The following is an 18,741-nucleotide window of genomic DNA, read 5'->3' on the forward strand; positions in this document are numbered from 1 at the left end:
CTGAATCAGGCTGGTGCCGCACCGTTTTCGCTCGCCGCGTCGATCGTCCGCCGCCGGTCGGCGAGACTGCGCGCCAGGGTCGCCTGTAGTCCGCCGATCGTGTACGTGGTGATCCAATCCACGAGCTCGGGTCCGGTGATCTCGACCCGATGCGCGACCCGGCTGGCCTCGATCGCCGAACCCCACATGAGCGCGGCGAGCACCGGTCCGAGCGGGCCCGGATCGCGGTTATTGCGGCGCAGGGTGTCCTCCACGACGGAGGCGATGGCGTCGATGAGGGTATCCAGCAGGCCGTGCCCGAGTTGGGGATCCGGTCCGTCGCCGTTCATGACCGCGCCGACCACCGCCGCACCGTGCGGATGCTCCTCGCCGTAGCGCAATCCCGCGCCGAGCGCGGCCTGGACCATATCGGAAAGCTCACGGCCGGGCAGGGTTTCGTACACCGGCAGCAGCGTGGCCTGCATGACCTCGGCCTCGCGCCGGAAGAGCCGCCGGAACAGCTCCGGTTTCGAGCCGAAATGCGCGTAGAGCGTGGGCTTGGTCGAATTCGCCCGGCGCGCTATGGCATCCATGCTCGCGGCGCGATAGCCGTGCTCGGCGAACACCGCGCAGGCGGCGTCGAGTAGTTCGTCATCGGTGGGGCGGCGCTGTGTGGGTGGCATCGGCCTCAGCGTATCGCCTGGTGAGAATGCTTTACTTTGAAGTAAAGCTGTGTCAGGGTTGTCCGCGTCACACCGGAGGTAACGGTGTGACGCACAACAACTTTGGAAGTTCTGGTGGTACGACGTGGCTGCTCCGCACTGGCGAATCCTGATCGGCGCTGTATCCATCGCGGTGGTCGCGGCATTCGCACCGCCCACGCACGCCGATGATCCCGGCGGAGTGAGCGCACCGGGCTGGGCGGCGGATTCCCAGCAGCTCACCTATCCCGGAATGACCGTCGACCACGATGTTCCGGTCACCATGAGCGACGGAATCGTGTTGAAGGCCAATGTGTATCGGCCCGCGGACGATCAGGGCCGCGCGATCGAGACACCGTTCCCCACCATCGTCACCATGACCCCGTACACCAAATTGATGAGCGATCTGAGCGCCGAATCCAAGGGCGCGATGGCCGGTCAGATGGGCATCACGCCGGAGCTGGTGCGCAGCGGCTATGTCGAGGTGGTCGCCGATGTGCGCGGCACCGGATTCTCCGAGGGCGTATGGGACGTGCTCGGCCCGCGCGAACAGGCCGACACCCTCGAGGTCATCGATTGGGCTGCGCGCCAGCCCTTCTCGGACGGGCGAATCGGCATGACCGGAGCGTCCTACCTCGGCATCACCGCGGTGCAGGCGGCCGCGCATCGCCCGCCCGCGCTCAAAGCGATCCTGCCGATCATTCCGGGCTCGGATCTGTTCCGCGATATCGTCGGCACCGGCGGCGCGATCGGCATCGGATTCATGCCCATGTGGCTGAGCATTGTCAACGGCACCAAATGGCTGCCCGATCTACAGGCGTTGCTACAGGGGCGATTCGACGCGAAGTGGCTGTCGGATCGACTGTCGGATCCGGCGACCATGCTGCCGCAACTCTTCGACGCGCTGACCGTCTCGGATCTGTCCAGTCTGCCTCCGGCCACGGTCGATCTCGCGGGGTACAGCCAGTGGTATCGCGAACGGCAATCCGATCCGACGCAGATCACCGTGCCCACCTTCGTGATCGGCGGCTGGCACGATATCTTCGCCTACAGCGAGCCCCGCATCTACAACGCGATTCCCTTGCCGCCGGGTCAGAAGCAGCTCGTCATGGGCAATGGCTATCACGTCACCGCCACCGCCGATTTCGGCACACCGGCCGGACCCCCGGCGGTCCCCGCTTTGCAGCGCGCGTGGTTCGACAAATGGCTCAAGGGAATCGACAACGGCATCGACGGCTACGGCCCTGTCACGCTCTTCCAGCAGGGCGGCGGCTGGACGACCGCCGACACGTTCCCGCGCGGGGGAGTGAACTACGAACGCCGTTATCTCACCGCCGATTCCAGCGGAACCGCACCGCACGCACTCGCGGACGGCAGCCTGAGCAGCGCACCTCCGAACGCCGCCGCACAGCTGACGGTCGCGCCCGGTGTGCGCGGTCTGTGCTCACGGCAAGCCTCCGAGGGCACCGCGGGCCTGGCCCTGATCCTGGGTTCGGGGTGTGAATGGGATTCGCGTTTCGCCGAAGCCGAGGCGCTCACCTTCACCACCCCCGCCGCCGAATCGCCGACCGCGCTATCCGGGCAGATGAACCTGCACCTGAACACGCTCCTGGACGCCACCGACGGTTTCTGGGACGTCTCGGTCAACGATGTCGCTCCCGACGGCACCTCGACGGTCATCTCCAGCGGTCAGCTCACCGCCGCCCTGCGCGCGGTGGACCCGCAACGCAGCTCCCGCAGCGCGAACGGGGACTATATCGAGGCGTACCACCCGCTGGACGTCACCGCCCGCGATCCGCAAACCCCCGGCGTGCCAACCACTCTCGATATCGGCCTGCTCGCCACCGACGCCGTCATCCAGCCGGGTCATCGGCTGCGCATCGATATCTATGCCGCGAGCATCCCGCGCGCCCTGCCGATCGGGGTAACGGCTCGCGACAGCGGTTACCGCCCCCAGCACATCCTGTTGGACCCGGCCGACCCCAGTTTCGTCAATCTCCCGATCCAGGGTCGCCCCGGCCTGTGAACCCTATTCGATTCCGAGGGTGACCTCGGTCGACTTGATCAGCACCTTCACCGCGGTGCCGTCGGCCAGACCGAGATCATCCACGGCATCGCGGGTGATCGATGAGGTGATCTCATCCCCGCCATTGAGTCGAATGCGCACAACGGCCATCGCCTCACCGCGGGTAATCGAAATGACAGTGCCATCGAGCTGATTTCGGGTACTCAGTCGCATGCGCCGGAGTGTACGGAGCACCCGCTGTTCGCTGTGGGAGGTGCGATCCGATTCCAGGCCGCCCGGCCCGGCGCGCCGGGTACAGGTGCGCGAAGTCGGCGCGGAATGCGAATACCCGGAGCATCGAAGTTCCCTGGAAATTCTCAGTTTCGAGAGAGAATAGCCAGGTCATCGGCGTGAACGGGCGATGATCGGACGAATGCGCCGATCCGCCCGCGCCGCGACATCGGCATTTGACCCAACCGGGTGCGGCGAACGCGCCGGATACCTGGAATAGTTGGTGCGGCAACGCACTGGACCAAAGCGAAAGCGGGGATGTTGGTGACTTCGACTGATGGTGTGAGCGGGGTAAGTACGGTGAAGGACGCGCCGCCGCCGAACACCCTCGAGCGCGATGTCCAGACCCTGGAAAAGGCGATCTACGAAGTCAAACGGGTGATCGTCGGTCAGGATCGGCTGGTCGAACGGCTGCTGGTAGGTGTGCTCGCGCGCGGTCACGTGCTGCTCGAGGGTGTGCCCGGTATCGCCAAGACCCTGGCCGTGGAGACCTTCGCAAAGGTGGTGGGCGGCAGCTTCTCCCGCGTGCAGTTCACCCCGGACCTGGTGCCCACCGACCTCGTCGGTACCCGCATCTACCGGCAGGGCCGCGAGGAGTTCGATACCGAACTCGGCCCGGTCGTGGCGAACTTCGTGCTCGCCGACGAGATCAACCGCGCGCCCGCCAAGGTGCAGTCGGCGCTGCTCGAGGTCATGGCCGAGCGGCACGTGTCCATCGGCGGCAAGACCTACCCGATGCCTAACCCGTTCCTGGTCATGGCGACTCAGAACCCCATCGAGAGCGAAGGCGTGTACCCGCTGCCCGAGGCGCAGCGCGACCGCTTCCTGTTCAAGGTGGTCGTGGATTACCCCTCCGTCGAGGAGGAGCGCGAGATCATCTACCGGATGGGCGTCACCCCGCCCGAGGCCAAGCCGGTGCTCGATCCGGACGAGCTGGTGCGCCTGCAGAAGGTCGCCGCCAATACCTTCGTGCACCACGCTCTGGTCGATTACGTGGTCCGGGTCATCGCCGCCACCCGTAAGCCCGCCGATTTCGGTATGCACGATGTGGCCGGGTGGATCTCCTACGGTGCTTCGCCGCGTGCCAGCCTGGGCATCATCGCCGCCGCGCGCGCCGTGGCGCTCATTCGCGGTCGCGATTACGTGGTCCCGCAAGATGTGGTCGAGGTGATCCCGGATGTGCTGCGGCACCGCCTGGTGCTCTCGTACGACGCACTGGCCGACGAGGTTTCGCCCGATGACGTGATCAAGCGCGTACTGCAGACCGTGGGCCTGCCGCAGGTCGCCCCGCAGGCCGTCGCCCCGGGTGGGCAGCCCGCGCCGATGCCCGCCGCGCCGCCGGTCATGGGTCCGCAGGGTGCGCCCGGGATCCCGCAGCCGCCGCAGGGTCAGCAGGGCATTCCGCAGCCGCCGCAGGGGATTCCGCAGGCCCCTAACGGTCAGGTGCCCGGGATTCCCGGCCAGCCCCAGCCCAAGTGAGGCGAGGCCCGGATTCGGTTGCGCCCGTGACGATCTCAAATCCCAGTGGTTCCTCACACGCCCCGCCCTCATTCCGGCAGGGTGAGCTGACAGACCCGCGTCTGGCGGCGGCGTTGAAGACCCTCGAACTCACCGTGCGCCGCCGCCTGGACGGCGTCCTGCACGGTGATCACCTCGGCCTCATCCCCGGCCCGGGTTCGGACGCCGGCGATGCGCGCATGTATCAGCCGGGTGATGATGTGCGCCAGATGGATTGGTCGGTCACCGCCCGCACCACGCACGCGCATGTGCGCCAGACCATCGCGGACCGCGAACTGGAGACCTGGCTGGTGGTGGACCTGTCCGCCAGTCTCGACTTCGGCACCGCGCTGTGCGAGAAGCGTGATCTGGCGGTGGCGGCCGCGGCCGCGGTCACCCATCTGACCAGTGGCGGCGGTAATCGGATCGGCGCGGTCATCGCCAATGGCGAACAGCTGATTCGCATTCCGGCCCGCAGCGGTCGCGTGCACGCGACGGCCATGCTGCGCAAGATCGCCACCACCCCGCACGCCCGCGACGGTGTGCGCGGCGATCTACAGGGCGCGATCGAATCGCTGCGCCGTCCGCAGCGCAAACGCGGTCTGGCCGTGGTCATCTCGGATTTCCTCGGCGATATCGATTGGCAGCGTTCGCTGCGCGCCATTTCCGGCCGCCACGATCTACTCGCGGTCGAGGTGCTCGATCCGCGCGATATCGAGCTGCCCGATCTCGGTGATGTGGTGCTGCACGATCCGGAGACCGGCCGCACTCGCGAATTCAGTGTGACCCCCACCCTGCGCGCCGATTACGCCAATGCCGCGCAGCGCCACCGCGAACAGGTGGAGCTGGCATTGCGCAGTTGTGGTGCGCCGGTGATGGAATTGCGTACCGACCGGGATTGGATCACCGATGTGGTCCGATTCGTGTCCACCCGGCGCCATACCTTCGGCGCCTCGAATGCCGGGCGGGTGCCACGACAGTGAGTCTTTCGAATTTCACCCACACCTGGTGGCTGGGTTTCCTCGCCGTGGTCGCGATCATGGCGCTTGTGTATGTGCTGGTGCAGCAGCGCAGGCGCAGACACGTCCTGCGTTTCTCCAATATGGAGATGCTGGAGAAGGTCGCGCCGAGCCGGCCGGGCTGGTTCCGGCATGTTCCGATCGCGCTGCTGCTGGTCGGATTGATGCTGCTCACCTTCGCCGCCGCCGGTCCGACCGCCGCCAAGAAGGTGGCGCGCAACCGGGCGACCGTGATTCTGGTGATCGACGTATCGCTGTCGATGGAGGCCACCGATGTGCCGCCGAGCCGAATTCAGGTGGCCAAGAAGGCGGCCAAGGAATTCGCGGACGGTCTGACCCCCGGTATCAATCTGGGCCTGGTCACCTTCGCCGGTACCGCGTCGGTGCAGATGTCGCCGACGACCAATCGGCAGGCGGTCAAGGCCGCCATCGACAATATGAAGCTGGCCGAGCGCACCGCCACCGGTGAAGGCATTCTCACCGCGCTGCAATCGATCGATACGCTCGCCTCGGTGCTCGGCGGCGCGGAAACCCCGCCGCCCGCGCGCATCGTGCTGATGTCCGACGGTAAGCAGACCGTCCCGGACGACAAGGACGTCGACAATCCCCGCCACGGCTTCACCGCCGCGCGTCTGGCGAAGGAGAAAGGCGTTCCGGTGTCGACCATTTCGTTCGGTACGACGTGGGGCACCGTCGAGATTCCGGATCAGGACGGCAAAGGCTCACAGCGGGTACGGGTTCCGGTTGATGACGATTCACTGCGCGAGATCGCCAAGTTGTCCGGCGGTGACTTCTACACCGCCTCCAGCCTGGAAGAATTGAACGCCGTCTACGACACTCTGGAACAGCAAATCGGGTACGAGATGACGATGGGTGATGCGAGCAGGCCCTGGCTGATATTCGGTCTGCTGGTGACCGCCGCCGGTGTGGTGACCGCACTGCTCTATCGTCAGCGTCTGCCGTAAATCGGTACCGCGCGCCGAGTCCCGAACACGAACAGATAGGTTTCCCTCTATGTCGAACATCACATCCCGGTCGGTACTGGTGACCGGCGGCAACCGCGGAATCGGTCTCGCGGTGGCACAGCGTCTGCTCGCCGACGGTCACAAGGTCGCCGTCACGCATCGCGGTTCGGGTGTGCCCGAAGGTCTCTTCGGCGTGAAATGCGATGTCACCGATGCGGAGTCGGTGGATCGCGCGTTCGCCGAGGTCGAGGCGCACCAGGGTCCGGTCGAGGTCATCGTCGCCAATGCGGGCATCGTGGACAACACGCTCTTCATGCGGATGAGCGAGGACTCCTTCACCAAGGTCATCGACGCCAACCTCACCGGTGCGTGGCGAGTTGCCCAGCGCGCCAACCGCAATATGCTCAAGGGCCGCTGGGGCCGGGTCATCTTCCTGGGCTCGGTCGTCGGCCAGGTCGGCGCGCCCGGCCAGGTCAACTACGCCGCGGCCAAGGCCGGTCTGGTCGGTATGGCGCGCGCCATCACCCGTGAGGTCGGCAAGCGCAATATCACCGCGAACGTGGTCGCACCCGGCCTCATCGACACCGATATGACCCGTGAGGACATGACTCCCGAGATGCGGGAGAAGGCACTGGAATTCATCCCCGCCGGTCGCATCGGCCAGGCCGAGGATGTCGCCGCGGCGATCAGCTTCCTGGCCTCCGACGACGCGTCCTACATCTCCGGGGCCATCATCCCCGTCGACGGCGGAATGGGCATGGGCCACTGAGCCTTTCGGCTCAGCCGGACTCCGATCGCACAGGCCACCAGTACTTTCAACGAGGAGAACCAACTAACCCATGAGTGGATTGCTTGCAGGCAAGACCGTTCTGATCACGGGCATCATCACCGATTCGTCCATCGCTTTCCACGCGGCCGCGGTCGCGCAGGAGCAGGGCGCCAAGGTGATCATCACCGGTATTCCGGAGCGGCTGCGGCTGATCGACCGGATCGCCAAGCGCCTGCCGACGGAGGTTCCCCCGGCCATCGCGCTCGATGTCACCAATGAGGAGAACCTGGGCGAGTTGGCCGGGAAGCTGGCCGAGCTCGCGCCCGAGGGTGTGGACGGCGTCCTGCACTCCATCGCCTTCGCCCCGCGCACCCTGATGGGTCCCGAAGCCAAGCCGTTCCTGGAGGGTCCGGGCCCGGATGCCGCCAAGGCGTTCGAGATCTCGGCCTGGAGCTACGCCTCGCTGGCGCGCGCCGTGCTCCCCGCCATGAACGAGGGCGGCTCCATCGTGGGCATGGACTTCGATCCGCGCACCGCCATGCCGTACTACAACTGGATGGGTGTGGCCAAGGCCGCGCTGGAGTCGGTGAACCGGTACGTGGCGCGAGAGGTGGGCGAGGCCAAGCGGATTCGCTCCAACCTGGTCGCCGCGGGTCCGATCAAGACCCTCGCCGCCAAGGCCATCGCGGGCACCGCCACCGATGACGCCAAGCAGCTGAACATGCTGAACACCTACTGGGACGGCGCTTCCCCGATCGGCTGGGATGTCGACGACCCGACGGTGGTGGCCAAGTCCGTGGTGACCCTGCTGTCCGATTGGCTGCCGGGCACCACCGGATCGATCATCTATGTCGACGGCGGGGCCAGCCATAACACCTGGTTCCCGGCCGACGGTTTCAACAACTAGCTGAAGGAGATTACGGCGGTGGTAGTGCAGAATCCCGGCATCGATGCCGGGGAACCCGCTACTGATGAAGTGGACGCACTGCTGCTGCTGTCCTTCGGCGGCCCCGAGCGCCCCGAAGACGTGATGCCGTTCCTGGAGAACGTCACCCGGGGCCGGGGCGTACCGCCCGAACGCCTCGCCGAAGTCGCCGAACACTATCTGCACTTCGGCGGGGTCTCGCCGATCAATGCCTTGAATCTCGACATCATCAAGGCGGTCGAGGCCGAATTCGCTTCGCGCGGAATCGATGTGCCGGTGTACTTCGGCAATCGCAATTGGCATCCGATGGTGGAGGACACCGTCGAGGGGATGCGGGTGGACGGAATCCGTTCCGCCCTGGTGTTTCCCACCTCGGCGTGGGGTGGCTACTCCGGCTGCCTGCAGTATCACGAGGACATCGCCCGGGCGCGCGCCGATGTGCTGAACGCGCCCGAATTGGTGAAGCTGCGACAGTATTTCGATCATCCGCTGTTCATCGAATCGGTGGCGGACGGGATTCGCGCGGCCGTGGAATCGTTGCCCGCCGAGCGGCGTGCCGAGGCCCGGCTGGTCTTCACCGCGCATTCGATTCCGGTCTCTGCCGATATCGCCTCCGGTCCGCCGGGGGAGCAGGGGCTGTACAGCCGTCAGATCGCCGAGGCCGCTCGACTAGCCGCCACCGCAACGGGTTTCGGTGAGTACGACGTGGTCTGGCAGTCCCGGTCCGGACCGCCGCAGGTGCCGTGGCTGGAGCCCGATATCGTCGATCACCTGGATGCGCTTGCGGCACAAGAGGTGCGGGCGGTCGTGGTGTGCCCGATCGGGTTCGTCTCCGATCATCTCGAGGTCATCTGGGATCTCGACAATGAGGCGAAACAGCGTGCGGCCGAACTGGATATGGCGTTCGCGCGCGCCGGAACCGCGGGTGCGGATGCGCGTTTCGCCCGCATGGTGGTCGATCTCGTCGAGGAGCGGCTCACCGGTGCCGAACCGGTCAAGTTGAGCGATATGCCCAGCCTGGGCTGCACCCGCAATGGAATGCCCTGTCTCCCGGGCTGTTGCGAGTTGCCCGCGCGCCCGCAGCGATAGCGGCGCGTCCTGCGCGATCGGGGAATTTCTCCGCGCGCGGAATGCTTGGATGCAGGCATGACAAGTGCTGATTTGCTGGTCGACGCCTTCGGCCGGGTCAAGGAGAATGTGCACGGCGCGGTCGCGGGCTTGACCGATGCGCAGCTGTCCGAGCAGGTGGAGGCCGGTGCGAACTCCATCGCCTGGCTCATCTGGCATCTCACCCGGGTGCAGGACGACCATATCGCCGATGTGGCGGGCCTGGAGCAGGTCTGGACCGCGCAGGGGTGGGCCAAGCGATTCGATCTCGTCTTCGATGACGCCGCAACGGGTTACGGTCATGATTCCGCCGATGTAGCGCAATTGTCCGGTATCTCGGCGGATTTGCTGCTCGGGTACTACGACGCCGTGCACGATCAGACCATCGGCTATGTCTCGGGGCTGGTCGATGCCGATCTGCCGCGCATTGTCGACACCCGGTGGAATCCGCCGGTCACTTTGGGCGTGCGGCTCATCAGCGTCGTCGATGACGATATTCAGCACTCCGGCCAGGCCGCGTTTGTCCGCGGTGTCCTGTTGCGCCGGGGCTGAGACCCTCACCGCCCGCACGGGCCCGGTCAAATGTATTGTGTCGCAGGTGGACAGGGCTAATGGTGGTCGCGTAGAGCGTGACCGAGGTGTCGGTGCCGGTAACTCCCGTGGGACGGCGACCAAGAAGCGTGCGCTGGGCGCACCCGACTACTTCGTCTGGGCGCCGGTGCTCAGCCTGTTCCTGGCCGCCGGCATCTGCATGACCATCGGGCAGTCCATGTCGCTTGCGGTGATCCTGGTCGTGATCGCCGTGGTCATGGTGGTGCTCGATATGTGGATCAACCGGTAGCTATTTCAGGACGTTCACCGCGCGGGCGATGACCAGGCTCACGGTGATCAGTGAGATCCCGGACTGCACCATCATGGTCAGTTTCGCCCATCGCGACATCGGCATCACATCGGTGGGGCTGAACGCGGTCGCATTGGTGAACGACAGATACAGGTAATCCAGGAACTGCGGCTCCCAATCGGGGTCCGCCAGTTCCGGATTCTGCATCTGCACGAACAGGAAATCCGGATACGGCTTGCGTGCGTGCGCCCGGGCCGCGGGGCCGCCGCGATCCAATTCCCAATACCAGAGCGCGAACACCAGAAAATTCGACAGCCACACCGCCACACCCGAACCGAGCAGCCCGGCCGCGTTATTGCTCACCTGCCCGTCGATCAACCCGCGCACCAGATTCACCACCGCCCACACCATGGCGAACGCGAGCAGCCCCATCAGGCACAGCCCCACCCGCCGCAGCCATACTTCCTCGCGATCGATCCGGAACGGGCTGGCCGCGAACAGAATCAACAGCAGCACGAAACCGATGGACGGCACCGTCCACCACTCTCCCAGCCGCAACCAATCCGGCATAACGGCCTGCAACACCAGGAACCCGACCATCGCCGCGGTGGCCAGCCACCGCGATTCCCCGGCCGTCCGCCGCGCCCACGCGGGGACCTGATCATCGGGACTGGTGTTCTCCGAGCTGCTGGTCACCGCAGCAGTATCACCCGGGGATTCGCGCGCGCCGCGCAACGACCCAACGAATGGCGTCTCCGATGCGTCGCGCGCGGGTCAGCCATTGGGGAGGATAACGGCGCGGCCGTTGATCTTTCCGTCGTGCAGGCGCTCATATGCCAGTGGGGCGTCGTCCATGGCGAAGGTTTCGACGTGGACTTCGACATCACCGGCGCGGGCTATATCGAGCACCTCGATGAGTTCGGCGCGGGTGCCCCAGTACGGGGAGGTCACGGTCGTCTCATAGGGGAGGGAGCCGAAGCCGACCGAGACTCGGCCCGCGCCCAGACCGACCAGCGTGATGTCGGATTCGATCGCGGCGGCGCCGGTGGCGATATCGGCGGTCGCGGGCGCGCCGACGAAATCGAGCACCAATTCCGCGCCGCGGCCGCCGGTCAGGGTTCGAATGTGTTCTACCGCAGTGGAATCCGATAGGAGCGCCTCGTGCGCGCCGACCTGCCGGGCGAGCTCGAGCTTATCGTCGGATACGTCGAGGGCGATCACCCTGGTCGCGGACATCGCGCGCAATAGCTGGATCGCCACGTGGCCCAGGCCGCCCGCACCGAGCACCACGGTCGTACTGCCGGGCACCAGCTTGGGCAGGGAGCGTTTGATCGCGTGATAGGGGGTCAGGCCCGCATCGGTCAGGGCCACATTGCGGACGGGATCGAGGTCGCCCAGCGGCACCAGATGCCGGATATCGTCGACGATCATGTATTCGGCGATCGCGCCGGGTGCGCCGAGGCCCGGTGGGAAGATCTTCAGCTCCCGGGCTCGCAGACAGTAATTCTCTTTTCCGACAGCGCATTTGGCGCACGCACCGCAACCCCAGGGGCCGTAGACCGCCATCGCCGCACCGATCTCGACGCCCTTGACGCCCGCGCCGAGCGCGGCCACGGTGCCCGCGCCCTCGTGACCGAGGGTCAGCGGCAGCGGGAATTGGATGGCCTCGGCGGGCAGGCTCATGATCGCGATATCGGAGTGGCAGACCCCGGCGGCGGTCATCCGCAGCAGGATCTGACCTGGCCCCGGTTCCGGATCGGGCAGGGTCACGACCTCCGGCGCTGATCCGACTGTTCGGTACTGCACGGCCTTCATGCGGTCCTCCTCTTCCGAGTGACTATCCGCGGGCGTGATGATCCGTTCAGGGTTGCGCTATTCCCGAGCATAGTTGGGGGCGGCCGGTGGTTCGGCGAGGGAGAGGCTATTGCCGTCCGGGTCCAGGACTTCGACGTGGCGGACGCCGTTGCCGTAGGTTTCGAGGAGGCCGTGCGGGATGTCGTGGGCGGTCAGGCGGGCGAGGGTGATGTCGAGGTCGGTGACGGAGAGGGTGACCATCGCACCGCCGACTCGTTTCGCGCGGACCTCGCGGTCGTCGACGACGATCCAGGCGTTCTCGCCGACCTGCCAGAGGGATTCGAGACCGACCGTGCGGTCGGGTGGGCGGCCGAAGAAGATTTCGTACCAGCGGACGGACTCGGTTCGGTCGCGCACGCACATGATGGTGAAGAGGTCCATCGTTCGCTCCTGTCCACGGTGTCGAAGAGTGGACCGGGTGGGGGAGGGAATTTCATCGGTGGGCGGCGGGATGAGGTGTTCATCGTTGCGGACGCGCGGGCGGACAGTGTTGTATTCACGGCGAGCGGAACTGTCGTCTTCGCAGGTGGCGGGGTCGTAGCTTCACCGGGTATGACGACCGAGCTGCCTGAAGATCCGACCGCCAACTGGAGTTTCGAGACCAAGCAGGTCCATATCGGGCAGACGCCCGACGGCGCGACCAGCGCCCGGGCCCTGCCGATCTATCAGACCACCTCGTACACGTTCCGCGATACCGCGCACGCGGCCGCGCTGTTCGGGCTGGCCGAACCGGGGAACATCTACACCCGCATCATGAATCCGACGCAGGACGCGGTCGAGCAGCGGGTCGCCGCGCTCGAGGGCGGTGTGGCGGCGCTGCTGCTGGCCTCCGGGCAGGCGGCGGAGACCTTCGCGATTCTGAATATCGCGGGGGCCGGTGATCACATCGTGTCGAGTCCGCGACTGTACGGCGGCACCTACAACCTGTTCCGGTACACGCTGCCCAAGCTCGGCATCGAGGTGAGTTTCGTCGAGGATCCCGACGACCTCGAGCAGTGGCGGGCGGCGATTCGCCCGAACACCAAGGCTTTCTACGGTGAGACCATCTCCAACCCGCAGAACCACATTCTCGACATTCCCGGCATCGCCGAGGTCGCGCACGGTTCCGGCATTCCGGTCATCGTCGACAACACCGTCGCCACCCCGTACCTGATCCAGCCGTTCGCGCACGGTGCCGATATCGTCGTGCACTCAGCCACCAAATACCTGGGCGGGCACGGCACCGCCATCGGCGGCGTGATCGTCGACGGCGGCACCTTCGACTGGCGCTCGGGCCGTTTCCCCGGCTTCACCGAACCCGACCCGAGCTACCACGGCGTCGTCTACGCCGACCTCGGCGCACCCGCCTACGCCCTCAAAGCCCGCGTCCAACTCCTCCGCGACCTGGGCTCCTCCATCTCCCCCTTCAACGCCTTCCTGATCAGCCAGGGCCTGGAAACCCTCAGCCTGCGCCTCGAACGTCACGTCGCCAACGCCCAGGCGGTAGCCGAATTCCTCACCGGCCGAGATGAAGTCACCACCGTCTCCTACGCGGGCCTGCCCTCCTCCCCGTGGTACGACCGCGGAAAGCAATTGGCCCCCAAGGGCGTAGGCGCCATCATCGGCTTCGAACTCACCGGCGGCGTAGACGCGGGCAAACGCTTCGTGGAAGCCCTCACCCTGCACAGCCATGTAGCCAACATCGGCGACGTCCGCTCCCTGGTAATCCACCCCGCCTCCACCACCCACTCCCAACTGACCCCGGAAGAACAGCTCGCAGCGGGCGTAACCCCCGGCCTCATCCGCCTGGCCGTGGGCATCGAAGGCATCGGCGACATCCTCGCCGACCTCCGCGCGGGCTTCGCCGCCGCCTCCTGACCTCTCGACACCGCTCGGCACTTCCTCGAACAGGGGAGGTGCCGAGCGGCCGTTTTCTACAGGCTGCGGGCGATGACCAGGCGTTGGATCTGGTTGGTGCCCTCGAAGATCTGGGTGATTTTGGCTTCGCGCATGTAGCGCTCGACGGGGAAGTCCTGGGTGTAGCCGTAGCCGCCGAAGACCTGGACGGCGTCGGTGGTGACCTTCATGGCGGCGTCGGTGGCGATGAGTTTGGCGACGCTGGCCTGGCGGGAGTAGGGGAGGCCGGCGTCGCGGCGGCGGGCGGCGTCGAGGTAGGTGGCGCGGGCGGAGTCGACGGCGGCGGCCATATCGGCCAGGACGAAGCCCAGACCCTGATGGTCGATGATGGGGCGGCCGAAGGCTTCTCGGTCCTTGGCGTAGGCGATGGCGTCGTCGAGGGCGCGCTGGGCGATGCCGGTGGCGACGGCGGCGATGCCGAGGCGGCCGGAATCCAAGGCGCTGAACGCGATCGACAGGCCCTGGCCGGGGTCGCCGATGAGGCGGTCGGCGGGGAGGAAGGCGTCGTCGTAGGCCGCGGTCGTGGTGGGGACGGCGCGCAGGCCCATCTTCTCCTCGGGCTTGCCGAAGGACAGGCCGGGGGTGTCGGCGGGGACCAGGAAACTGGAGATGCCGCGCGAGCCTTCGCCGGTGCGGGCGAACAGCGTGTAGTAATCGGCCTTGCCGCCGTTGGTGATCCAGGCTTTGCTGCCGGTGATGCGGTAGCCGCCGTCGGTTTCGGTGGCGCGGCAGCGCAGTGCGGCGGCATCGGAACCGGCATGCGCCTCGGACAGGCTGTACGCGCCGATCAGATTGCCGGACAACATATCCGGGAGCCAGCGCTGTTTCTGCTCGTCGGTGCCGTACACGAACAGCGGATGGCAGGACAGGCTGTGCACGCTCACCGCCACCGCGACCGCCGCCCAGCGCGCGCCCAGCTCCTCGAGTACCTGCAGGTACACCTCGTAGGGCTGCCCGCCACCGCCGAACTCCTCCGGGTACGGCAGGCTCAGCAGCCCGGCCTGCCCGAGCGCGCGGAACGCTTCGTCCGGGTACCGCTCCTGCTTCTCGTACTGCGCGGCGATCGGCTCGAGCACCTTGTCCGCGATATCGCGGGTCAGCTCGATGAGGTCGCGGGCTTCGGGCGTGGGGAGCAGGCGGTCGACGGGCATGGCTTCCATTCTCCGAGGGGTCCGGACGGCGGCGCGTACGCCACCGGCATCAGCCTGCACATTACGACCAGCATCCAATTGCGTGCAAGGCAGCACGCAATTTCGAGGGTTGGCTAGACTGACGCGGTGGTATCCGCCCTGCCCCCGAACAAGCATCAGGAGAAGAGCCTGCGCACGCGGGCGCTGCTGCTCGACGCTGCCATCGACAGCCTCGCCGAGGTGGGGTACGCCAGCGCGTCGATCGCCGATATCACCGCGCGGGCGGGCGTGACCCGGGGCGCGCAGCTGCACCACTTCCACACCCGGCAGGAATTGTTCGCCCAGACCATCGAACATCTGACGCAGCGGCAGCGGGAAGCGTTGCAGCGCAAGGCGCGTACGCCGGGAGCATCGCCGGGGGAGATCCTGGTCGAGTTGGTGACCGCGCCATTCGCGGGCAAGCTCGGCAAGGCGGCCGTCGAACTGTATGTCGGCATCGCCAATGAGAAAGAGCTGCGGCGCAATATGTTGCGCGTACAGCACGACCTGACCGTGGAGTTGCTCGACGCGTGCGGTGCGCGCATCGAAGTCCCCAGGGCGCGACTGGAATCGGCGTTCTGGCTGACCATCAACCTGGTGCGCGGCGCCACCCTCGACGAGATGGTGGGGCGAGATCGCTTGCGCCGCAAGCAGGTTCTCGCCGAATGGGCGCGGATTGCCGACGATTTACTGACCTGAGGTCGAAACGGGACGCTTGACGGCCGCGATATACCGGTCGTAGGGACGTTCTGAATCAGCGCTCGGCGCACCGCCGGGCGCGGCCTCGGGGGAGGACATCGCCATGGCGATGAATCGTCGGTCTGTGCTGCGTGCGGCCGCGCTCGGAGTAGCGTTGTCGGTCGTGGATCTGGGGGCGCTGTCCGGCTGTATGCCGGAATCGGCTGCCGGACAGGTGGATTGGAATGCCCTGCGGCAGGCGCTGGCGGGCGCGTTGATATTGCCCGCCGACACGGATTACGCGAGCGCGAAGCTGGCGTACAACCCGCGCTTCGATGATCGGAAACCGGCGGCCATCGCGCGCTGTGCGAATGTCTCCGATGTACAGCGGTGCGTCGCCGTCGCCGCCGAATCCGATGTGCGGATCGCCGCGCGCAGTGGCGGGCACAGCTATGCGGGTTACTCCACCCCGGACGGCGGGCTGATCGCCGATGTGGGGCCGATGAATTCGGTGCAGGTCGCCGCCGACGGCACGGCGGTGATCGGCGCGGGCGCACGACTGATGGATGTGTACTCGGGTCTGGCGCGGGCCGGGCGCTGCCTGCCGGGCGGATCGTGTCCGACGGTCGGGATCGCCGGGCTCACGCTCGGCGGGGGATTGGGCGTGCTCACCGGCAAGTACGGATTGACCTGTGACTCGCTGCTTTCGGCGCAGGTGGTCACCGCGGACGGGGTGCTGCGCACGGCGTCCGCGGAATCGGAACCGGAGTTGTATTGGGCGCTACGCGGGGGTGGCGGCGGAAACCTGGGAGTCGTCACCTCATTCACCTTCCGGACCGTGGCGGCTCCGCAATTGGCGGTCTTCCAATTGCGATTCCCGGCAGGTGCTTTCACCGAGGTGATGGGTGGCTGGCAGTCATTTACGCAATCCGCGCCGGATGAATTCTGGTCCACCCTCGGAGTGTCCGCCGGAAATCCGCCGACCTGTCGCATCAACGGCTGCTATGTCGGCTCCGAGAGCGATTTGAACACGCTGGTCGACAAATTGATCGCGGCGACCGGATGTCAGCCGTCGAATCGGTACTCGCTATCCAAGGACTATCTATCCGCGATGATGTATTTCGGCGGCTGCGCGAATTACACGGCGGAGCAATGCCATCCGTCCTGGAATGGCGCGGGAGTCCTCGGACGTGAATCGTTCATGGCGTCCTCGCGGGTGCTCACCGGGCCGCTATCGGATCCCGGCAAGCTCACCGCGCTGCTGACCGGCCGCACGGGTATGGACATCCTGCTCGACAGCCTGGGTGGGGCGGCGAGCCGAATCGGCGTCGCGGACACCGCGTTCCCGCATCGCGAGGCGCTGGCCACCGCGCAGATCTATGTCGGCGCGACCACGCCGGACGCCCGTGCCGGGGTGGGTGAGGTGCGGGACGCGCTCGGCGATCTCACCGGCAATACCGCGTACGTCAACTACATCGATCAGGATCTGGGGAACTGGGCGGATGCCTATTACGGCGGGAACGCGCCACGGTTGCGGCGGACCGCCCAGAAGTACGATCCGCACAACGTTTTCGCCTTCGACCAGTCGGTGACCAAGTGCTGATTCAGAACGGCGCGGGCAGTCGCGTGTAGACGCCGGGGTATCCGGGCTGCGCGGCACCCCGACCCCATGAGGTGAGGCCGACCAGTTTGCCGTCGATGAGTAGTGGCCCGCCGCTGTCGTATTCGCCGGTATCGGCCCGGGTTGATCCGGCGCACACCATTTCCCGGGCATCGAACGCGCCCGGATACGCGCGAGCGCAGTCCGCGTCCTCGACCATGGGCACGGTGGCGGCACGCAATCGGGTGTTCGAGGTATCGCCGTCCGAGGTCGCGCCCCAGCCGAGGACCGTGGCCGAGGTGCCCTGAGGTGCGGCGATTTGGATGGGCGGCCGCGTCTGCGCGTGTTTCAGGGTGAGGATCGCGATGTCGTCGTGGTAGACGTCGACCCCGTCGACGGTGTCCTGCCGGAAGTTCGGATGCACGCGCACCGCTACGACGCTCACCGTGAATCCTGTACCCGAGCCGAGGTCGGTGCGATCGAAGGTCACCGTCAGCGCTTCGGGGAGCAATGCCGCCAGCGGCACACAGTGCGCGGCGGTCAGCACCTGATCCGGTGCGATGAGCGCGCCGCCGCAGAACTGGCCGGACGGCCGATCGAAGAATATCGGACTGCCCACCGCGACCAGCCAGGGATACGCACCCGTATCGACCTGCGCGCCGCCGATCACCGCGCCGGCGGGCAGCGCGGTGGTGCACCCGAGGAACACCGTGGTCAATGCCGCGATACGGCGGGGGAGTGACACTCCCGCACTGTACCGAGCCGTGCTCCGCGTGGGCTGTGAGCTGTCGGTGCGGCTGAGTATCGTCGGCCGTATGACGTCTTGGAATGAGTTCGCCGAGGCAGCGCCGCGGATCGCCGAGATCTTCACCCGTCGTCACGCCGCCACCGGCAAATTGTGCATGCTCGCCACCCTGCGCTCGGATGGCTTCCCGCGCATCAGCCCGCTGGAACCCGCGCTCTTCGAGGGCGAACTATGGCTCGTGGGCATGCCCGACACCACGAAATTCAAGGATCTGGAACGCGATCCGCGCTTCTGCCTGCACACCGCCACCGTCGACACCCATGTCGCCGACGGTGATGCGAAGCTGTTCGGCACGGTGCGTGATGTGCATGATCCCGCCCTGCATCAGCGCTGGGCCGAGGCACTCTATGCCGAATCGGGCTTCGATCTACGCGGGCGCGACTTCGACCACTTCTATGCCGCCGATCTGACGGGCGCGTCCTCGGTGGAAGTCGGTGACGGGCATATGGATGTCACCGTATGGAAGCCCGGTCAGCCGGAGCGGGTCGTCCGAAAGCACTGATGAACACGACACCGCGGCGGCAGGCTATGCAAGATTGCAGTGAGTGCAATTGTGCGCGAACTGCATTCACGCACGAACTGCCGAACAACGTGTGTTTCAACGGTTCTCGTGCCCCGCGAACTGGCGATTCGCCGGAAG

The 18,741-nt window shown here is 66.4% G+C and carries 20 protein-coding genes; 13 read left to right on the forward strand and 7 right to left on the reverse strand.

Annotated features, from left to right (window positions below):
* Nucleotides 1–5: 5 nt before the first annotated feature.
* Nucleotides 6–662 (reverse strand): TetR/AcrR family transcriptional regulator, encoded by a 657-nt coding sequence (locus ACFC4D_RS10870; RefSeq protein ID WP_376062560.1) that lies wholly within the window; start codon nucleotides 660–662, stop codon nucleotides 6–8.
* A gap of 124 nt (nucleotides 663–786) precedes the next feature.
* Between ACFC4D_RS10870 and ACFC4D_RS10875 the strand changes: the two genes are divergently transcribed.
* On the forward strand, nucleotides 787–2,706 hold the full coding sequence (locus tag ACFC4D_RS10875; RefSeq protein WP_376062561.1) for a CocE/NonD family hydrolase: 1,920 nt from the start codon (nucleotides 787–789) through the stop codon (nucleotides 2,704–2,706).
* Nucleotides 2,707–2,709: 3 nt separating this feature from the next.
* On the opposite strand, the gene ACFC4D_RS10880 is transcribed toward ACFC4D_RS10875, so the two are convergent.
* Complete coding sequence (locus ACFC4D_RS10880; protein WP_375952566.1) at nucleotides 2,710–2,919, reverse strand: molybdopterin-binding protein; 210 nt, start codon at nucleotides 2,917–2,919, stop codon at nucleotides 2,710–2,712.
* A gap of 315 nt (nucleotides 2,920–3,234) precedes the next feature.
* Here ACFC4D_RS10880 and ACFC4D_RS10885 point away from each other — a divergent pair, with 315 nt between their 5' ends.
* The 8 genes from ACFC4D_RS10885 (at nucleotide 3,235) to ACFC4D_RS10920 (ending at nucleotide 10,099) form a co-directional block, all read left to right on the forward strand.
* Nucleotides 3,235–4,455, forward strand: a complete 1,221-nt coding sequence (locus tag ACFC4D_RS10885) for an AAA family ATPase (RefSeq protein WP_364635108.1) — start codon at nucleotides 3,235–3,237, stop codon at nucleotides 4,453–4,455.
* 32 nt (nucleotides 4,456–4,487) lie between these two features.
* Complete coding sequence (locus ACFC4D_RS10890) at nucleotides 4,488–5,456, forward strand: DUF58 domain-containing protein (protein WP_364636082.1); 969 nt, start codon at nucleotides 4,488–4,490, stop codon at nucleotides 5,454–5,456.
* Nucleotides 5,453–6,457 carry a VWA domain-containing protein gene (locus ACFC4D_RS10895; protein ID WP_364635105.1) on the forward strand — a complete coding sequence of 335 codons (1,005 nt, stop codon included), beginning with the start codon at nucleotides 5,453–5,455 and terminating at the stop codon, nucleotides 6,455–6,457. Before ACFC4D_RS10890 ends, ACFC4D_RS10895 begins: the two co-directional genes overlap by 4 nt.
* Nucleotides 6,458–6,506: 49 nt before the next feature.
* Nucleotides 6,507–7,226: a 3-oxoacyl-ACP reductase FabG1 gene (gene fabG1 / locus ACFC4D_RS10900; protein WP_364635102.1), complete on the forward strand. Its 720-nt coding sequence runs from the start codon at nucleotides 6,507–6,509 to the stop codon at nucleotides 7,224–7,226.
* A 70-nt stretch (nucleotides 7,227–7,296) separates the two neighbouring features.
* A complete protein-coding gene (gene inhA, locus ACFC4D_RS10905; protein WP_376062562.1) occupies nucleotides 7,297–8,133 on the forward strand; it encodes an NADH-dependent enoyl-ACP reductase InhA in 837 nt (278 codons plus the stop codon).
* 24 nt (nucleotides 8,134–8,157) lie between these two features.
* A complete protein-coding gene (locus tag ACFC4D_RS10910) occupies nucleotides 8,158–9,240 on the forward strand; it encodes a ferrochelatase (protein ID WP_376062720.1) in 1,083 nt (360 codons plus the stop codon).
* Nucleotides 9,241–9,297: 57 nt separating this feature from the next.
* A complete protein-coding gene (locus ACFC4D_RS10915) occupies nucleotides 9,298–9,810 on the forward strand; it encodes a DUF664 domain-containing protein (protein ID WP_376062563.1) in 513 nt (170 codons plus the stop codon).
* A 46-nt stretch (nucleotides 9,811–9,856) separates the two neighbouring features.
* Nucleotides 9,857–10,099 (forward strand): hypothetical protein, encoded by a 243-nt coding sequence (locus ACFC4D_RS10920; protein ID WP_375952555.1) that lies wholly within the window; start codon nucleotides 9,857–9,859, stop codon nucleotides 10,097–10,099.
* Here the strand turns inward: ACFC4D_RS10920 and ACFC4D_RS10925 are convergent, their stop codons facing one another.
* The 3 genes from ACFC4D_RS10925 to ACFC4D_RS10935 all read right to left on the reverse strand — a co-directional run bounded on the left by ACFC4D_RS10925 (nucleotide 10,100) and on the right by ACFC4D_RS10935 (nucleotide 12,334).
* Nucleotides 10,100–10,795 (reverse strand): hypothetical protein, encoded by a 696-nt coding sequence (locus ACFC4D_RS10925; protein WP_375952552.1) that lies wholly within the window; start codon nucleotides 10,793–10,795, stop codon nucleotides 10,100–10,102.
* Between the two features lie 78 nt (nucleotides 10,796–10,873).
* Complete coding sequence (locus tag ACFC4D_RS10930; RefSeq protein WP_376062564.1) at nucleotides 10,874–11,914, reverse strand: NAD(P)-dependent alcohol dehydrogenase; 1,041 nt, start codon at nucleotides 11,912–11,914, stop codon at nucleotides 10,874–10,876.
* A 57-nt stretch (nucleotides 11,915–11,971) separates the two neighbouring features.
* Nucleotides 11,972–12,334: a VOC family protein gene (locus tag ACFC4D_RS10935; protein ID WP_376062565.1), complete on the reverse strand. Its 363-nt coding sequence runs from the start codon at nucleotides 12,332–12,334 to the stop codon at nucleotides 11,972–11,974.
* A gap of 171 nt (nucleotides 12,335–12,505) precedes the next feature.
* Between ACFC4D_RS10935 and ACFC4D_RS10940 the strand changes: the two genes are divergently transcribed.
* On the forward strand, nucleotides 12,506–13,810 hold the full coding sequence (locus ACFC4D_RS10940) for a bifunctional o-acetylhomoserine/o-acetylserine sulfhydrylase (protein WP_376062566.1): 1,305 nt from the start codon (nucleotides 12,506–12,508) through the stop codon (nucleotides 13,808–13,810).
* 56 nt (nucleotides 13,811–13,866) lie between these two features.
* On the opposite strand, the gene ACFC4D_RS10945 is transcribed toward ACFC4D_RS10940, so the two are convergent.
* Nucleotides 13,867–15,000 (reverse strand): acyl-CoA dehydrogenase family protein, encoded by a 1,134-nt coding sequence (locus tag ACFC4D_RS10945; RefSeq protein WP_376062567.1) that lies wholly within the window; start codon nucleotides 14,998–15,000, stop codon nucleotides 13,867–13,869.
* A gap of 126 nt (nucleotides 15,001–15,126) precedes the next feature.
* Here ACFC4D_RS10945 and ACFC4D_RS10950 point away from each other — a divergent pair, with 126 nt between their 5' ends.
* Nucleotides 15,127–15,717, forward strand: coding sequence for a TetR family transcriptional regulator (locus ACFC4D_RS10950; RefSeq protein WP_364635078.1), 591 nt, complete (start codon nucleotides 15,127–15,129; stop codon nucleotides 15,715–15,717).
* Nucleotides 15,718–15,820: 103 nt separating this feature from the next.
* Nucleotides 15,821–17,299 (forward strand): FAD-binding oxidoreductase, encoded by a 1,479-nt coding sequence (locus ACFC4D_RS10955; RefSeq protein WP_376062568.1) that lies wholly within the window; start codon nucleotides 15,821–15,823, stop codon nucleotides 17,297–17,299.
* 1 nt (nucleotide 17,300) lies between these two features.
* Here ACFC4D_RS10955 and ACFC4D_RS10960 read toward each other — a convergent pair whose 3' ends face one another.
* On the reverse strand, nucleotides 17,301–18,041 hold the full coding sequence (locus ACFC4D_RS10960; protein ID WP_376062569.1) for a trypsin-like serine protease: 741 nt from the start codon (nucleotides 18,039–18,041) through the stop codon (nucleotides 17,301–17,303).
* A 70-nt stretch (nucleotides 18,042–18,111) separates the two neighbouring features.
* Here ACFC4D_RS10960 and ACFC4D_RS10965 point away from each other — a divergent pair, with 70 nt between their 5' ends.
* Nucleotides 18,112–18,603 carry a pyridoxamine 5'-phosphate oxidase family protein gene (locus ACFC4D_RS10965; RefSeq protein WP_364635072.1) on the forward strand — a complete coding sequence of 164 codons (492 nt, stop codon included), beginning with the start codon at nucleotides 18,112–18,114 and terminating at the stop codon, nucleotides 18,601–18,603.
* Nucleotides 18,604–18,741 lie beyond the last annotated feature (138 nt).

It is taken from the genome of Nocardia sp. NPDC056000 (genome assembly GCF_042269265.1).
Lineage (GTDB): Bacteria > Actinomycetota > Actinomycetes > Mycobacteriales > Mycobacteriaceae > Nocardia.

Bases quoted from the DNA above. Each gene is read 5' to 3' on its own strand.
- ACFC4D_RS10870 (WP_376062560.1), bottom strand. From the start codon at position 662: ATGCCACCCACACAGCGCCGCCCCACCGATGACGAACTACTCGACGCC.
- ACFC4D_RS10880 (WP_375952566.1), bottom strand. From the start codon at position 2,919: ATGCGACTGAGTACCCGAAATCAGCTCGATGGCACTGTCATTTCGATT.
- ACFC4D_RS10885 (WP_364635108.1), top strand. From the start codon at position 3,235: ATGTTGGTGACTTCGACTGATGGTGTGAGCGGGGTAAGTACGGTGAAG.
- fabG1 (WP_364635102.1), top strand. From the start codon at position 6,507: ATGTCGAACATCACATCCCGGTCGGTACTGGTGACCGGCGGCAACCGC.
- inhA (WP_376062562.1), top strand. From the start codon at position 7,297: ATGAGTGGATTGCTTGCAGGCAAGACCGTTCTGATCACGGGCATCATC.
- ACFC4D_RS10915 (WP_376062563.1), top strand. From the start codon at position 9,298: ATGACAAGTGCTGATTTGCTGGTCGACGCCTTCGGCCGGGTCAAGGAG.
- ACFC4D_RS10930 (WP_376062564.1), bottom strand. From the start codon at position 11,914: ATGAAGGCCGTGCAGTACCGAACAGTCGGATCAGCGCCGGAGGTCGTG.
- ACFC4D_RS10935 (WP_376062565.1), bottom strand. From the start codon at position 12,334: ATGGACCTCTTCACCATCATGTGCGTGCGCGACCGAACCGAGTCCGTC.
- ACFC4D_RS10940 (WP_376062566.1), top strand. From the start codon at position 12,506: ATGACGACCGAGCTGCCTGAAGATCCGACCGCCAACTGGAGTTTCGAG.
- ACFC4D_RS10945 (WP_376062567.1), bottom strand. From the start codon at position 15,000: ATGCCCGTCGACCGCCTGCTCCCCACGCCCGAAGCCCGCGACCTCATC.
- ACFC4D_RS10955 (WP_376062568.1), top strand. From the start codon at position 15,821: ATGGCGATGAATCGTCGGTCTGTGCTGCGTGCGGCCGCGCTCGGAGTA.
- ACFC4D_RS10965 (WP_364635072.1), top strand. From the start codon at position 18,112: ATGACGTCTTGGAATGAGTTCGCCGAGGCAGCGCCGCGGATCGCCGAG.